A 15,248-nucleotide genomic window follows, 5' to 3' on the forward strand; every position below is an offset into this window, starting at 1 on the left:
CAGTGTTCGACATACCAGGAGGACCAGTGAACGGCGATCGGAACGAGAGGCGCGGCGGGACGTGGGACGTCCCGACGGACGATCAGTCCGACGCGGAGCCCGAGATGACGGGCGAGTTCACCATCGACTACACACCGCCGGCCTGGTACACGCAGAGTGCGCCGCCGGCCGCGGCCGCGCAGGTGCCGGGGCTGCCGGAGGGGAGCGGCTTCGAGCCGCACCGCCCGTCGGACCTGGAGTCGCCCTCGACGATGCGGATCGCTCCGCCGGCGCCGCGGACCCCGTCCGACGGTGCGGGCACGGCCCCGCCGTTCCCGCTCGCGGCCACGCCCGACACGGCCCTCCCGGCCCCGGCCCCGGCTCCGTCCCCCGAGCCGCCGTACGCGGCTCCGGCCCCGACGCCGACGCCGACCGCCGAGCCGATCGTGGCCCCCGAGCTGCCGTACGCGGCCGTCGCCCCTGCCCCGGCTCCGACCGACGAGCCGCCGCAGGCAGCACCCGAGCCGATCGCGGCGCCCGAGCTGCCGTACGCGGCTGCTGCTCCTGTCCAGGCGCCGGCTCCGGCTCCGTTCGAGCCCGCCCCTGCGGCGCCCGAGGCGTCGGCGCCGGTCGGGGCTCCCGAGCTGCCGTACGCCCCTGCGGTCCCGGCTGCGGCTCCCGCGTCCGCTCCTGCCGACGCGGCCCCTGCGGCGGCCTCGCCCGAGCCCGCCCCGTTCGACGCCGTACCCCCGGCTCCCGATGCGCCGGCGCCGGTCGCGTCGTTCACGGCGGCCGCCGAGGCTGCCGCCCCCGAGCCGGCCGACGCCGTGCCCGCACCGTTCGCGGACCTGCCGCCCGCTCCCGAGCCGCTCCACGCCACTCCCCCGGCCGAGGCCGAGGCCTCCTCCGCCGGTTGGGCGGGCCCGCGGGCCACCCCCGCCGAGGGGGTCCCCGTGCCGCCCGCCGCCGAGCAGCCGGTGGCTCCGGCCTCGACGGAGGGCCCGTTCGGGGCGCCTCCCGGTGAACTTCCGCCGCTGCCGCCCGCGTTCGCGAACCAGGGCTACGGCTTCCCGCCGCCGGCTCCCGCGCCCGCCCCGCAGCAGCCCCAGCCTCCGCAGCCGCATCCGCAGTACGACCCGCGCGCCGGCGGGCAGTGGGGCGCGGGCCCCGGTCAGCAGCAGCCTCCCCAGCCCCAACCGCAGCCGCAGCCGCAGCCGCACGACCCCCGGTACGCGGCCGCGCCCACCGGCGCAGGCGCGCCGCTCGGCTACACCGCCGCCGTCGAGCTGTCCTCGGACCGGCTGCTGCGCAACAAGCAGAAGCCCAAGAGCAACAACAACGGCGCGGGCGGCGGCCTCTTCCGCTTCGGCGGCAAGGCGGCCGACGCCGAACGCCGCCGCAAGCTGGAGCTGATCCGCACCCCGGTGATGTCCTGCTACCGCATCGCCGTCATCAGCCTCAAGGGCGGCGTCGGCAAGACCACGACCACGACCGCCCTCGGCGCCACCCTCGCCACCGAGCGCCAGGACAAGATCCTGGCCATCGACGCGAACCCGGACGCCGGCACCCTCGGCCGCCGCGTCCGCCGCGAGACCGGCGCGACGATCCGGGACCTGGTCCAGGCGATCCCGTACCTGAACTCGTACATGGACATCCGCCGGTTCACCTCGCAGGCACCCTCCGGCCTGGAGATCATCGCCAACGACGTGGACCCCGCGGTCTCCACGACCTTCAACGACGAGGACTACCGCCGCGTCATCGAGACGCTGGGCCGCCAGTACCCGATCATCCTCACCGACTCGGGCACCGGTCTCCTCTACTCCGCCATGCGCGGCGTCCTGGACCTCGCCGATCAGCTGATCATCATCTCGACCCCGTCCGTGGACGGCGCCAGCAGCGCCAGTACCACCCTCGACTGGCTCTCCGCCCACGGCTACGCGGACCTGGTCTCCCGTTCCCTCACCGTCATCTCGGGGGTGCGCGAAACGGCCAAGATGATCAAGATCGAGGACATCGTGCAGCACTTCGAGACCCGCTGCCGCGGTGTGGTCGTCGTGCCCTTCGACGAGCACCTCGCGGCCGGCGCCGAAGTCGACCTCGACATGATGCGGCCCAAGACCCGCGAGGCGTACTTCAACCTCTCCGCCCTGGTGGCCGAGGACTTCCTGCGGGCCCAGCAGCAGGCCCCGCAGAACCACTGGGGAGCACCGCAGCAGCCGCACCAGCCCCACCAGCCGCAGCCGCAGCACCACCAGCCGCAGCCGCAGCCCCAGCCCCAGCCCCAGCCCCAGCCCCAGGCGTACGGTCAGCCGCAGGGCCCGCCCCCGTACCAGCAGCCTCCGCAGCAGCCGGGACCCTACGGGCAGCCCTACCCCCAGCCGGGCCAGCCCTGGCAGCAGCCGCCGGCCGCCCCGCCGCAGCAGCCCCAGCAGCCGCCGCGCGACCCGCGCCTCGGCTGACGGCCGCCGCACCGAGCACAACGGGCGAGGGCCCGTACCACCCGCGGGTCCGATCCGGATCCGGGGCGGTACGGGCCCTCGCCCGTACTCGCGTCAGCGCTTGGCGTCGTACGTGTCGGTCAGCACCCGCGCCCGCTTCACGTCGTCCGCGATGGCCTCCAGCAGCCCGTCCAGCGATTCGAACTTCGCCATCCCGCGCACGTACGCGAGGAAGTCGACGGCCACGTGCTTTCCGTACAGGTCCAGCCCGAGCCGGTCGATCGCGTACGCCTCCACCGTCCGCTCGGTCGCGTCGAACTGCACGTTCGTCCCCACCGAGATGGCCGCGGGCATCCGCTCGCCGTCCGCCGTCAGCCAGCCCGCGTAGACCCCGTCGGCCGGGATCGCCGTGTGCGGAGGCGTCTCGACGTTCGCCGTCGGGTAGCCGAGCTCACGCCCGCGCTGCGCTCCGCGCACCACCACGCCCTCGACGCGGTGCGGGCGGCCCAGGACCTCGGCGGCACCCTCCATGTCGCCCTCGGCGACCAGCCGGCGCGCCAGCGTCGAGGAGAACGGCACGCCGCCGCCCGCCGTGCCGCGCTCCACCAGGTCCACGACCTCGACCTGGTAGTCGTACGTGGAGCCCAGCTCGCGCAGGAAGTCGACGTTCCCCGCGGCCCGGTGGCCGAAGCGGAAGTTCGGGCCCTCGATGACGGCCCGGGCGTGCAGCTTGTCGACGAGCACCTTCACGATGAAGTCGGCCGGGGACAGCTGCGAGAACTCGGCGGTGAACGGCAGGATTAGCAGCGCGTCCACGCCCAGCCCGGCCATCAGCTCGGCGCGCCGGTCGTACGGAGCCAGGATCGGCGGGTGGCTGCCGGGGCGGACGACCTCGCTCGGATGCGGGTCGAAGGTGACGACGACGGACGGAACGCCGAGCTCGCGTGCCGTGGCCACGGCCCGTCCGATGATCAGCTGATGTCCCCGGTGCACGCCGTCGTAGGAGCCGATGGTGACGACGCTGCGTCCCCAGTCCTGGGGGATGTCCTCCAAGCCACGCCAGCGCTGCACTGTGACCGCTCCTCGCCCGAACCCGCTTGGTCCTTGAACTGATTGCCGATTGCAGGTCTAAGACTGCCATGCCGGGGGCCGGTGCCACGCATCGGCATCCGGGCCGGAGGGGCCCGCCGGGCCGCCAGCGCGGATCTTCAGGCCAGTTCCGCGGCGGCCCTGCTGAGGGTCTCCACCGTCCGCCGCTCGAAGACCGCCGGGCCGCCGGGGGCCCGCGGCCGCTGCCGCCCGGTGCGGCGCAGCGGCTCCCGCGTACGGCCCTCCGGGCGCGTCGATGCCCCCGCCGCGACCGCCCCGAGGAACGCGTCCGGCACCAGCGGATCGGTCTCCTCGCGCAGCAGCACCTCGGCCGGATCACCGCGCAGCGCGTAGGAGGGCTCCCCGCCCGGCGCGGTACGCAGCAGGCCCAGCACCAGCGGGCGCAGCACGGCAACCGCGGCCGGCCCCTGCTCCAGCCGCCGGTCCACGAAGGCGGCGCCGTGCGGCGCGTCCCCCGGGCCGCGTGCGAGGTGCTCGCGTACGAACCCGGCCGCGCGCCGGGCCGGCTCCGGCGTCGTCGGTGCGGCCAGGGCGCGGAGCACCTCCCCCTCGGCGCGGGCCCGCAGGGCGGCGAACCCCGCGTCCTGGTACGGGAGTACGGGCAGGGTCGCAACCAGCGCCGCGGCGGGCAGTCGCGATCGGAATCGGGATCGGCGAAGGACGCGAGGGCGTCGGGGAGGTAGCGGGCAGGGTGACGTCCGCGGGCCGGGCGAGCAGCTCCCGGTCGGCGGCGGTGCGTACGTACGGGGCGGTGGCAAGACCGTAGGCGGCGGCCGCGACCCGGCGCCCGGGCCGTTCGTCGTGGGCCCGGCGGTCCACGGCACGGCACAGGGCGGAGGGCTCCTCCTCGGCGAGTACGGCGAGCAGCCCGTCGGCTCGGGGGTGCGCGGCGCTGACGAGCGCCTCGGTGAGGCCGTCCGGAGCGAGGCGGCGGTGGGTGTGCGGCAGGGCCGGCGCGGCGATGGCGCCGGGGCGGGCCGCCCAGCCGGCGGCCGGAGCCGAACCAGGCGCAGAGCAGCGGCTGCGCAGTCGTACGTAGGTCCCCGGTTCGATCGCCTCGCGCTGCGCCACCGGCGCCGCACCCCGAGCCCGTCCGTGCGGACGAGGGCCAGCGCCGGATGAGCCAGTGCGGCAGCACCCGGGCCAGGCCGTCGACGGCCTCGTGACCGGTGACTGGTGACGGCCGTTGCGTGGTCGTCCGCGACGAAGCCGCTGCCGCGCCCCCGCCCGGATCGCAGATCCTGACGAGTTCCCGAGAAGCACACGCGGCGAACGCGCCCCCTTACGCTCCCTCCATTCACTCCGAGCGCCTGCTCGGACGGGTGAAAAGCGGGGTCCGGGTGGATAGAGACCTATCCGAGGGGGGTCGTGGAGCGGTGAGCGGCACGGCAGGTGCGCTCACCGCTCCACGTCAACGGTCAGACGAAGACCGCGAGGGACTTCGCCTTCCCGTTCTTGCTCTCGACGAGCCCGAGCAGCTGGCCCTGCGGCCCGAAGACCGCGACCGTGCGGCCGTCCCCGTACTCCTCCGGCATGTCGATCCGCACGCCGTTGGCGAGCAGCGAGGCCCTCCGGGCGTCCAGGTCCCAGCGAGGGAAGGCCGCGGCCGCCGCCTCGCCGATCGGCATGACGGTCAGCTCCTCCTGGAGCTGGTCCAGGGTCCGCGCGCGGTCGAGCTTGTACGGGCCCACCCGCGTGCGGCGCAGCGCCGTCAGGTGTCCGCCGACGCCGAGGTCGGCGCCCAGGTCGCGGGCGAGGGCTCGGATGTAGGTACCGCTGGAGCAGACGACGGAGACGACGAGGTCGACGACCTTGGTGCCGTCCTCGGCCTCCGCCTCCCGCATGTCGTACACCTGGAAGGACGAGACGGTCACCGGCCGGGCCGGGATGTCGAAGTCCTCGCCGTCCCGCGCGCGCTTGTAGGAGCGCACGCCCTTGATCTTGATGGCGCTGACCTTGGACGGTACCTGCATGATCTCGCCCGACAGCTTGGCGACGCCCGCGTCCACGGCTTCCCGGGTGACCCCGGTGGCGTCCGTGGACGAGGTGATCTCGCCTTCGGCGTCGTCCGTCAGGGTGTTCTGGCCCAGACGGATCGTGCCGAGGTACTCCTTCTCTGTGAGCGCGAGGTGGCCGAGGAGCTTGGTGGCCTTCTCCACTCCGAGGACGAGCACGCCCGTCGCCATCGGGTCGAGGGTGCCGGCGTGGCCGACGCGGCGGGTCTTGGCGATCCCGCGCATCTTGGCGACCACGTCGTGCGAAGTGAAGCCGGACGGCTTGTCGACGATGACAAGGCCGTCCGGAGTCTTCCCTGCGTTGGTGCTCATTCCGCGGCTGCGTCCTCGTCGTCGTCCTCACCGGGCTTCTTGTACGGGTCGGCGTCGCCGGCGTACTGGGCACCGGAGGAGACCTCGCGGACCTGGGCGTCGGAGGTCCGCGCCTTCTCGAGGAGGTCCTCGATGGTCTTGGCGTTCTCCGGGAGGGCGTCCGCGACGAAGGTCAGGGTGGGCGTGAACTTGGTGCCCGCCGCCCGGCCGACCGCGGAGCGCAGGACGCCCTTGGCGCTCTCCAGGCCCGCTGCCGCGCTGGCGCGGTCCTCGTCGTCGCCGTAGACCGTGTAGAAGACCGTGGCCTCCCGCAGGTCGCCGGTGACCCGGGTGTCCGTGATGGTCACGTGCGTACCGAGGCGGGGGTCCTTGACACCGCGCTGCAGCTTCTCCGCCACCACCTCCCGGATGAGGTCCGCCAGCTTCTTCGCCCGCGCATTGTCGGCCACTGGTCCGTCTCCTTCTTTTCTTGCAGACAAGCAATCAGTCTTCATCACCGTGGAGGCGCCGTCGTACGGACAGCAGCTCCACTTCCGGACGTGCCGCGACCAGCCGCTCGCAGCGGTCCAGTACGTCCGAGAGGAACCCCGGGTCCCCACTCACCAGCGCGACCCCTATGCGGGTCCTGCGGTGCAGATCCTGGTCGCCCACCTCTGCCGCGCTCACGGAGAACTTTCGCTGGAGCTCGGCGACGATGGGCCGGACGACGGAGCGTTTCTCCTTCAGCGAGTGGACGTCGCCGAGGAGCAGGTCGAAGGACAGAGTCCCCACGTACATGCAGTTCCGGATATCCCGCCGGTGCGGGTTCGGTGGCCTGCCGGGCCGTCGCCCGGCAGGATCACCCGGCGCTCGCGCGGCCGGGTCACCAGAACCGTACACGCAACGGCCGGGGCCGATCGACGGATATTCCGCCGACCGGCCCCGGTGTTACGAGTTACGACACGGTGCGAACCGCCTCGCGCTTACGCGCGGGGCTTCTCGCGCATCTCGTACGTCGCGATGACGTCGTCGATCTTGATGTCGTTGAAGGAGCCGAGGTTGATACCACCCTCGAAGCCCTCGCGGATCTCGGTGACGTCGTCCTTGAAGCGGCGCAGACCGGAGATGGTGAGGTTCTCCGCGATGACCTTGCCATCGCGCAGCAGGCGCGCCTTGGTGTTGCGCTTGACCTCGCCGGACCGGATGAGGACACCGGCGATGTTGCCCAGCTTGGACGAGCGGAAGATCTCGCGGACCTCCGCCGTACCGAGCTCGACCTCTTCGTACTCCGGCTTGAGGAGACCCTTCAGGGCCGCCTCGATCTCCTCGATGGCCTGGTAGATCACCGAGTAGTAGCGGACGTCGACGCCCTCGCGGTCCGCCATCTGCGCGGCGCGGCCGGCAGCACGGACGTTGTAGCCGATGACGATGGCGTCGGAGCCCATCGCCAGGGCGATGTCGGACTCGGTGACCGCACCCACACCGCGGTGCAGGACCCGGATGTCGACCTCTTCACCGACGTCGAGCTGGAGCAGCGAGGACTCGAGAGCCTCGACCGCACCGGACGCGTCGCCCTTGATGATGAGGTTGAGTTCCTGGACCAGACCGGCCTTGAGCACGGAGTCGAGGTCCTCGAGGGACACGCGACGGACGCGCTTGGCGAAGTTGGCGTTGCGCTCACGCGCAGCACGCTTCTCGGCGATCTGGCGGGCCGTGCGGTCCTCGTCGACGACGAGGAAGTTGTCGCCGGCGCCGGGGACGTTGGTGAGACCCAGGACCAGGACGGGGGTCGAGGGACCCGCTTCCTCGACGTTGTTGCCCTTGTCGTCGAGCATGGCGCGCACTCGGCCGTAGGCGTCGCCCACGACCATCGTGTCGCCGACGCGGAGGGTACCGCGCTGGACCAGGACGGTGGCGACGGCACCGCGGCCGCGGTCGAGGTGGGACTCGATCGCAATACCCTGAGCGTCCTGCTCCGGGTTGGCGCGCAGGTCGAGGGAGGCGTCGGCGGTGAGGACGACGGCCTCCAGCAGGGAGTCGATGTGCAGACCCTGCTTCGCGGAGATGTCGACGAACATCGTGTCGCCGCCGTACTCCTCGGCGACCAGACCGAACTCGGTCAGCTGACCGCGGACCTTGGTCGGGTCGGCACCCTCGACGTCGATCTTGTTGACCGCGACGACGATCGGGACGCCGGCGGCCTTGGCGTGGTTGAGCGCCTCGATCGTCTGCGGCATGACGCCGTCGTTGGCCGCGACCACGAGGATCGCGATGTCGGTCGACTTGGCACCACGGGCACGCATGGCGGTGAACGCCTCGTGACCGGGGGTGTCGATGAAGGTGATGCGACGCTCTTCGTCGTTGACCTCGGTGGAGACCTGGTACGCACCGATGTGCTGCGTGATGCCGCCGGCCTCGCCCGCGACGACGTTCGTCTTGCGGATGGCGTCGAGCAGTCGGGTCTTACCGTGGTCGACGTGACCCATGACGGTCACGACCGGCGGACGCGGCAGCAGGTACTCCTCGCCGCCCTCGTCCTCGCCGAACTCGATGTCGAAGGTCTCGAGGAGCTCGCGGTCCTCCTCCTCCGGGCTGACGATCTGAACCTGGTAGTTCATCTCGCCGGCGAGGAGCTGGAGGGTCTCGTCGGAGACGGACTGCGTGGCAGTGACCATCTCGCCGAGGTTCATCATGACCGCGACCAGCGACGCCGGGTTGGCGTTGATCTTCTCCGCGAAGTCGGTGAGGGACGCACCGCGCGACAGGCGAACGGTCTCGCCGTTGCCGCGGGGCAGCATCACGCCGCCCACGGACGGGGCCTGCATGGCCTCGTACTCCTGGCGCCTCTGACGCTTCGACTTGCGGCCGCGACGGGCCGGACCGCCGGGACGGCCGAAGGCACCCTGCGTACCGCCACGGGCACCGGGACCGCCGGGACGGCCACCGAAGCCGGGACGACCGCCGCCACCGGCGCCGGCCGGGCCGCCGCCGAAGCCGCCGCCACCCGGACGGGGACCGCCGAAGCCGCCGCCGCCCGCGGGACGCGAGCCGGGACCGGCCGGACGGCCGGCGAAGCCGCCGCCGCCGGGACGACCGGCGCCACCGGGACGGGGACCACCCGCACCGGGACCACGGCCACCGGGGCCGCCGCCGGGACGGGGACCGGGACCACCGGCAGCGGGACGCTGCGGCATCATGCCCGGGTTGGGACGGTTACCGCCGGGAGCACCACCGGGACGCGGGGCGCCGCCCTGCGGACGGGGCATGCCGCCCGGGGTCGGACGGGCGCCGCCGGGACCCTGCGGACGCGGAGCGCCGCCGGGGCCGCCCTGCGGACGGGGAGCACCCTGGCCGCCGCCGGCGCCGGGGGCACCGGGACGCGGGGCGCCGGCCGGACGGGGCGCCTGCGGGCGCGCCATGCCGGTGGAGCCACCAGAGGTGAAGGGGTTGTTGCCCGGACGGGGACCGGCCGGACGGGCGCCCTGCGGACGCGGGGCCGCGCCACCGGGGCGCGGGGCCTGGGCACCGGGAGTGGCGCCGGCCGGACGCGGTGCGCCGGGACGGGCGCCGGCCTGGCCACCCTGGGCCGCCGGACGCTGCTGCGCCGGACGGGGGCCGGGAGCCGCGGCGGGACGCTCGGTGCGCGCCGGGGAGGCCGGAGCCGCCGGAGGCGCGGAGAACTCGGTCGCCACAGGCGCCGCCGGAGCGGGCTTCGGGGCGGCCGGAGCCTTCGGGCCGGGACGCGGACCGGGGGCGGCCGGCGTCACGGGTGCTGCGGCCGGGGCCTCGGCAGCGGCCGGCTTGGGGGCCGGTGCGCCGGGCTTCGGGGCAGCAGGACGTGCCGCAGCGGCCGGGGACGGCGCTGCGGGCTTGGCGGGCGCGGCCTTGCGGGGCGCGCCGGGCTTTGCAGCGGACTTGCCGGCGTTGCCGCCGGGCCCCTGCAGTGCGTCAGTCAACTTGCGTACAACCGGCGCCTCGATCGTCGAGGACGCCGAACGGACGAATTCACCGAGTTCTTGGAGCTTGGCCATGACGACCTTGCTCTCCACCCCGAACTCCTTGGCGAGTTCGTATACCCGGACCTTAGCCACTTCGCTCCTTTTAGGTCCGGGTTACGCCGGACCGTCGCTACTTCATGGGCGTACTCATCGCGTACTCATCGAGTGCTCATCGCAATCTCGACCTACTTCCAACTCGCGAGGTACCTGACCGCACGGGGTATCCGTGCCGTACTACTTCTTTACGCTGTGGTCCCGGCTTTCCCGGCCACGGCTTTGCGCAGGTTCGCCGTGTCGAGCGCTCCGGCGGACCTGAGGGCCCGGGGGAACGCCCGGCGGCGGACCGCCTGGTCGAGGCAGACCACGGCGGGGTGCACGTACGCACCCCGGCCGGGCAGCGTACCGCGAGGATCGGGGACGCATTCGTCCTCGATCGCCACGATCCGCAGCAGATCGCTCTTGGCCGCTCGCTCCCGACACCCCACACAGGTGCGTTCGGGGCATGCGCGGGCTTGCGTCCGGCCAGACACGCCTAAGTCTACCTCCCCGTACCGACCTCTCCCCCGACGAGTGCCGGAGTAAAGATCGAACGGCTGCTGTGTTGTCTTGATCCGCTGCCCTCGGCAGCGGCCGTGTGGATCCTGTCTACCGTCGGGGTAGCCCCGGCCGGTACCGGTTTATTCCCCGTCCCGGTCCCGGTCCGCGTCCGGGGACGCCTCGGTGTCGGGACGGATGTCGATGCGCCAGCCGGTGAGCCGCGCGGCGAGGCGGGCGTTCTGGCCCTCCTTGCCGATGGCCAGGGACAGCTGGTAGTCGGGCACGGTCACCCGGGCGGAGCGGGAGTCCCAGTCGACGACGTCGACCTTGCTCACCCGGGCGGGTGACAGCGCGTTCGCGACCATCTCCGCCGGGTCGTCCGACCAGTCGACGATGTCGATCTTCTCGCCGTGCAGTTCGGCCATCACGTTGCGCACACGGCTGCCCATCGGGCCGATGCAGGCGCCCTTGGGGTTCAGACCCGAACGGGTGGACCGGACGGCGATCTTGGTGCGGTGACCAGCCTCACGTGCGATCGCCGAGATCTCGACGCTGCCGTCGGCGATCTCCGGGACCTCCAGCGAGAACAGCTTCTTCACCAGGTTCGGGTGGGTGCGCGAGAGGGTCACGGACGGGCCGCGGACACCCTTCGCCACGCGCACGACGTACGCCTTCAGGCGCAGACCGTGCGGGTAGTCCTCACCGGGGACCTGCTCCTGCACCGGCAGGATGGCCTCCAGCTTGCCGATGTCGACGAGGACGTTCTTGGGGTCCTTGCCCTGCTGCACGACGCCGGTGATGACGTCGCCCTCACGGCCGGCGAACTCGCCGAAGGTCAGGTCGTCCTCGGCGTCGCGCAGACGCTGGAGGATCACCTGCTTGGCGGTCGTCGCGGCGATCCGGCCGAAGTCCGACGGCGTGTCGTCGAACTCCTTGGGCTCCTGGCCCTCTTCGAGATCCCTGGGGTCTTCCGTCGCCCACACGACCACGTGACCGTTGGTGCGGTCCAGCACGACGCGGGCGCGGCGGAAGCTCCCCTCGGTCCGGTGGTACGCGATGAGGAGGGCCGACTCGATCGCCTCGACGAGCAGGTCGAAGGAGATCTCCTTCTCCCGGACCAGACCCCGCAGGGCACTCATGTCGATGTCCACGGCTACGCCTCCTCTTCCTTCTTGTCCTTGCGGTTGAACTCGATCTCGACACGCGCCTTGGCGATGTCGGTGAAAGCAATGCGGCGGGCGGTGGCCTTGCGGCCCTTCACGCCCGGTACTTCGAGGTCCATGCCCTCGTCGTCGACGTCGAGGATGCGGGCGACCAGTTCCTCGGCGCCCTTGCCGTCCTCGGCGGACAGCTGGAACTTCACGAGACGGCCGATGGCCCGTACGTAGTGACGGTGCTCGGACAGCGGGCGGTCGGCGCCCGGGGAGCTCACCTCGAGGACGTACTCGTCCTCGCCCATCACATCGGATTCGTCGAGCTTGTCGGAGACCTCACGGCTCAGCTCGGCACACGCGTCCAGCTCCACACCCTCGTCGGAGTCCACGATGATCCGCAGCATCCGGCGCTTGCCCGCCCGCGACAGCTCGATCTCTTCGAGGTCCAGGCCCTTGGCGGCGACGAGCGGCTCCAGCAGTCCGCGCAGCCTGTCGCTCTGGGTCGTGCTCATCCGGGTGACTCCTCGGCCGCGTGTGCTGTTGTGGTTTCCGTCGCGTGTCAGGTCAAAGGGTATCCGGTGTCAGGGGGTGTTGCCGTCCGCCCTCCGAGCAGGGCCCCGGGTACCGTGATCACACCCTGCCCCGCCCCACACCCCCTAGGACGACGCCGTGCCCTGGACTCCGCCTTCGAGACCTTCGCGCAGGAGCCTGCTCGCCGGGGCCGCCGGCGCGGCCGGTGCCGCGCTGCTCACCGGGTGCACCGACGACCGTTCAGCGGCCTCCGACCCGGCGATTTCACTCGAACGGCGGATGCGGGAGGCGGCCGTTCGTGACAGTGCGCGGCTGCTGGAACGTTACGACACCACGGCCGCCGCCCATCCGGACCTGGCCGCGCGGCTCGCTCCCCTGCGCGCCGCCGTCGCCGCGCACACGGCGGCCCTGTCCCCCGCCGCCGCGTCGGGCTCGCCCTCCCCCGCCGCGTCGCCGTCCGGCGGTACGGGGGCCGCGGCGCCCGCGGCCAGCGGCGAGCCGGTGTCCGCCAATCCCGCCGAAGCCCTCACCGCCCTCGCCGACGCCGAGCGGAGCCTGGCCGAGGCCCGGACCATCGACCTGGCCGGGGCGCCGGGGGAACTGGCCCGGATGCTGGCCTCGGTGGCCGCCTGCGGCGCCGTGCACGTGTACCTGCTGACCTCGACTCCCGGAGCCAAGCCGTGAAGCCCGACCCCTCCCCCGCCGGACGGGCCCTGGAGGCCGCCCAGGCGGCCCTCGCCGCCGAGCACGCGGCCGCGTACGGGTACGGGGTGATCGGCGCGCGCAGCACCGGCGCCCGCGCCACGGAGGCCCGGGAGGCGTACGGCAGCCACCTCGCCCGTCGGGACGCGCTGGCCCGGACCGTGCGCGAGCTGGGCGGCGCGCCCCGGCCCTCTGAGGCCGCGTACGCCCTGCCGTTCGAGGTGCGCAGCCCCGCCGACGCCGAGCGGCTGGCCGCGGTGGTCGAGGACCGGGTGGCCCGTGCGTACTCCGATCTGGTGCGGGCGGCGGAGGGCCCGCTGCGCCGCGAGGCGGCCGACGCGCTGAGCGCCGCGGCCGTGCGCGCGGCACGCTGGCGCGGTGTCGGCGTAGCCTTCCCTGGGCTCACGGAACGCGCATAGCGAGCCCTCACCAGCTGAAAGGGACCACGCACGCATGGCTTTCGAACCGCCGCAGCGGCTTGTACGGGCGCTCGGCGAGATGCCGGGAACGGCGCAGGACACGGACTGGCTGGGGCAGTTGCCCGGGCTCACCGAGGCCGCGCTCTCCCGGCGGGGCCTACGGGCCCAGCGGGTGCAGGCCCCGGGCGGCCGCAGCAGTCTGGTCGTCCTCGTCACCTACGCGGACGGGACCCCGGCCGCTCTGAAACTCGCGCCCCCGCACGCCCGGCCCGACCGGGAGCTGGCCGCGCTCGCTCACTGGGGCGGCTTCGGCGCCGTACGGGTGCTCGACACCCGCCACCACGAGGACGACGGGGCCCTGCTGCTGGAGCGGCTGCACCCGGAGGTGTCGCTGCGGTCCCTGCCGGAGGCGAAGGCGCTGCTGGAGGCGAGCGGCACGCTGCGCCGGCTGTGGGTGGCGCCGCCCGCCGGGCACGGGTGGGAGACGGTGGCGGAGCGCACCGGCGCCCAGTCGGCGGCGCTGAAGGCTGCCCCGGCGGAGGTGCGGACGCTGGCCGACACGGCCCTGGCGGCGCGCGAGGAGCTGGTGGCGGCGCCGCCGGAGGAACTGCTGCTGCACGGGAACTTCCGCCAGGGCAAGGTGCTGGCGGGCGAGCGGGCACCGTGGCTGACGGTGGGACCGGACCCGCTGGTCGGCGAGCGGGCGTATGACCTGGCGCGGCTGGTCCGGGACCGGCTGGAGGACCAGATGGCCTCCTCGGCGGGGGCGGCGGGCGCCCGGCGCCGGGTGAACAAGCTGGCGGACGCACTGGAGGTCGACCGGGACCGGCTGCGGGGCTGGACCCTCTTCCGGGCGGTGGAATCGGGCAACCGCGCCCTGGCCGCGGGGCGCCGCCGGGACGCGGAGCTCCTGCTGGAGTTCGCGGCCTGGCTGTAGGCGGCCTGATCGACCGGACCCTCCCGTGGGCATACCGTAAAGAGGTAGGTATGTCCGGCAGGGGGCCGTCATGGTCGAGGAACTGCTGACAGCAGTGGTCGCCGCAGGCGTGGGCGTCGTGGTCTACATGGGCGCCGCCGCCCGGGTGGTGAAGCAGTACGAGCGGGGCGTGGTCTTCCGCTTCGGCAGGCTGCGGGAGGAGATCCGGCCTCCCGGCTTCACGGTGATCGTTCCCGTGATCGACCGGCTCCGCAAGGTCAACATGCAGATCGTGACGCTGCCGGTACCCGCGCAGGAGGGCATCACCCGGGACAACGTCACGGTGCGGGTCGACGCGGTCGTGTACTTCAAGGTCGTCGACCCGGCGAACGCGGTCGTGGCGGTGGAGGACTACCGCTTCGCCGTCTCGCAGATGGCGCAGACCTCGCTCAGGTCGATCATCGGAAAGTCCGACCTGGACGATCTGCTGTCCAACCGGGAGATGCTCAACCAGGGCCTGGAGCTGATGATCGACAGCCCGGCGGTGGGCTGGGGCGTGCAGATCGACCGGGTCGAGATCAAGGACGTGTCGCTGCCGGAGACGATGAAGCGGTCGATGGCGCGGCAGGCGGAGGCCGACCGCGAGCGCCGGGCCCGCGTGATCAACGCGGACGCGGAGCTGCAGGCCTCGCACAAGCTCGCCGAGGCGGCGGAGGTCATGTCCGAGCAGCCCGCCGCGCTTCAGCTGCGCCTGCTGCACACGGTCGTGGCCGTCGCCGCCGAGAAGAACTCCACGCTGGTGCTGCCGTTTCCGGTGGAGCTGCTGCGTTTCCTGGAACGCGCCGCCCCACCGCCTCCGGCGGCTGCCGCGCGGGAGGAACCGGCCTCGGCCGGCCCGGCTTCCGAAGGCCCCGGGCCGGCCGAGGTCGACGCCGCGGAGGCGCCGGCCGCCGTCGACGCCGCGCAGGCGCCGGCCGAGGTCGACGCCGCGGGGTCGGACGGCGGGCCTTCAGCCCTCGACCGGGCGGCGGAGGAGCGAGCCCTCGGGGCCGCCGAGCCGCCGCCGTACCCGGACGAGTCCCCGCCGTAGCCGCTGCGCGGGGCCTTCTCCCCGCCCCGCCCCTTTCACCGTTTCCCCAGGGCTCCGCCCCCAGACCC

14 protein-coding genes are annotated in these 15,248 nt (G+C 73.2%); 5 read left to right on the forward strand and 9 right to left on the reverse strand.

The window, feature by feature from the left end; genetic code table 11:
• Positions 1–26: 26 nt before the first annotated feature.
• Positions 27–2,438 carry an SCO5717 family growth-regulating ATPase gene (locus ACZ3X1_RS10665; protein ID WP_467278641.1) on the forward strand — a complete coding sequence of 804 codons (2,412 nt, stop codon included), beginning with the start codon at positions 27–29 and terminating at the stop codon, positions 2,436–2,438.
• A 93-nt stretch (positions 2,439–2,531) separates the two neighbouring features.
• On the opposite strand, the gene ACZ3X1_RS10670 is transcribed toward ACZ3X1_RS10665, so the two are convergent.
• The 9 genes from ACZ3X1_RS10670 to rimP form a co-directional block, all read right to left on the reverse strand.
• The gene (locus ACZ3X1_RS10670) at positions 2,532–3,488 is read right to left on the reverse strand and encodes a bifunctional riboflavin kinase/FAD synthetase (RefSeq protein ID WP_356814356.1); all 957 of its coding nucleotides are present in this window, start codon (positions 3,486–3,488) and stop codon (positions 2,532–2,534) included.
• Between the two features lie 137 nt (positions 3,489–3,625).
• On the reverse strand, positions 3,626–4,069 hold the full coding sequence (locus ACZ3X1_RS10675; RefSeq protein ID WP_467278643.1) for a hypothetical protein: 444 nt from the start codon (positions 4,067–4,069) through the stop codon (positions 3,626–3,628).
• An 876-nt stretch (positions 4,070–4,945) separates the two neighbouring features.
• Positions 4,946–5,854 (reverse strand): tRNA pseudouridine(55) synthase TruB, encoded by a 909-nt coding sequence (gene truB, locus ACZ3X1_RS10680; protein WP_356814358.1) that lies wholly within the window; start codon positions 5,852–5,854, stop codon positions 4,946–4,948.
• Positions 5,851–6,303 (reverse strand): 30S ribosome-binding factor RbfA, encoded by a 453-nt coding sequence (gene rbfA / locus ACZ3X1_RS10685; RefSeq protein ID WP_031148855.1) that lies wholly within the window; start codon positions 6,301–6,303, stop codon positions 5,851–5,853. Before rbfA ends, truB begins: the two co-directional genes overlap by 4 nt.
• 34 nt (positions 6,304–6,337) lie before the next feature.
• Positions 6,338–6,631 (reverse strand): DUF503 domain-containing protein, encoded by a 294-nt coding sequence (locus ACZ3X1_RS10690; RefSeq protein ID WP_356814360.1) that lies wholly within the window; start codon positions 6,629–6,631, stop codon positions 6,338–6,340.
• 185 nt (positions 6,632–6,816) lie between these two features.
• The gene (gene infB / locus ACZ3X1_RS10695) at positions 6,817–9,924 is read right to left on the reverse strand and encodes a translation initiation factor IF-2 (protein ID WP_356814361.1); all 3,108 of its coding nucleotides are present in this window, start codon (positions 9,922–9,924) and stop codon (positions 6,817–6,819) included.
• Between the two features lie 149 nt (positions 9,925–10,073).
• Positions 10,074–10,361, reverse strand: a complete 288-nt coding sequence (locus ACZ3X1_RS10700) for a YlxR family protein (protein ID WP_030823921.1) — start codon at positions 10,359–10,361, stop codon at positions 10,074–10,076.
• Between the two features lie 147 nt (positions 10,362–10,508).
• On the reverse strand, positions 10,509–11,519 hold the full coding sequence (gene nusA, locus ACZ3X1_RS10705) for a transcription termination factor NusA (protein WP_356814362.1): 1,011 nt from the start codon (positions 11,517–11,519) through the stop codon (positions 10,509–10,511).
• Between the two features lie 2 nt (positions 11,520–11,521).
• Positions 11,522–12,034, reverse strand: coding sequence for a ribosome maturation factor RimP (gene rimP / locus ACZ3X1_RS10710; RefSeq protein ID WP_356814363.1), 513 nt, complete (start codon positions 12,032–12,034; stop codon positions 11,522–11,524).
• 157 nt (positions 12,035–12,191) lie between these two features.
• Between rimP and ACZ3X1_RS10715 the strand changes: the two genes are divergently transcribed.
• The 4 genes from ACZ3X1_RS10715 (at position 12,192) to ACZ3X1_RS10730 (ending at position 15,180) form a co-directional block, all read left to right on the forward strand.
• Positions 12,192–12,737, forward strand: a complete 546-nt coding sequence (locus tag ACZ3X1_RS10715; protein WP_467278656.1) for a hypothetical protein — start codon at positions 12,192–12,194, stop codon at positions 12,735–12,737.
• Positions 12,734–13,174 carry a ferritin-like domain-containing protein gene (locus ACZ3X1_RS10720; RefSeq protein ID WP_467278659.1) on the forward strand — a complete coding sequence of 147 codons (441 nt, stop codon included), beginning with the start codon at positions 12,734–12,736 and terminating at the stop codon, positions 13,172–13,174. Before ACZ3X1_RS10715 ends, ACZ3X1_RS10720 begins: the two co-directional genes overlap by 4 nt.
• Positions 13,175–13,208: 34 nt before the next feature.
• Positions 13,209–14,111, forward strand: a complete 903-nt coding sequence (locus ACZ3X1_RS10725; protein WP_356814366.1) for an aminoglycoside phosphotransferase family protein — start codon at positions 13,209–13,211, stop codon at positions 14,109–14,111.
• A gap of 70 nt (positions 14,112–14,181) precedes the next feature.
• Positions 14,182–15,180 carry a slipin family protein gene (locus ACZ3X1_RS10730; RefSeq protein ID WP_467278661.1) on the forward strand — a complete coding sequence of 333 codons (999 nt, stop codon included), beginning with the start codon at positions 14,182–14,184 and terminating at the stop codon, positions 15,178–15,180.
• Positions 15,181–15,248: the final 68 nt, after the last annotated feature.

The sequence above is a fragment of the Streptomyces sp. NPDC023541 genome, from assembly GCF_055559995.1.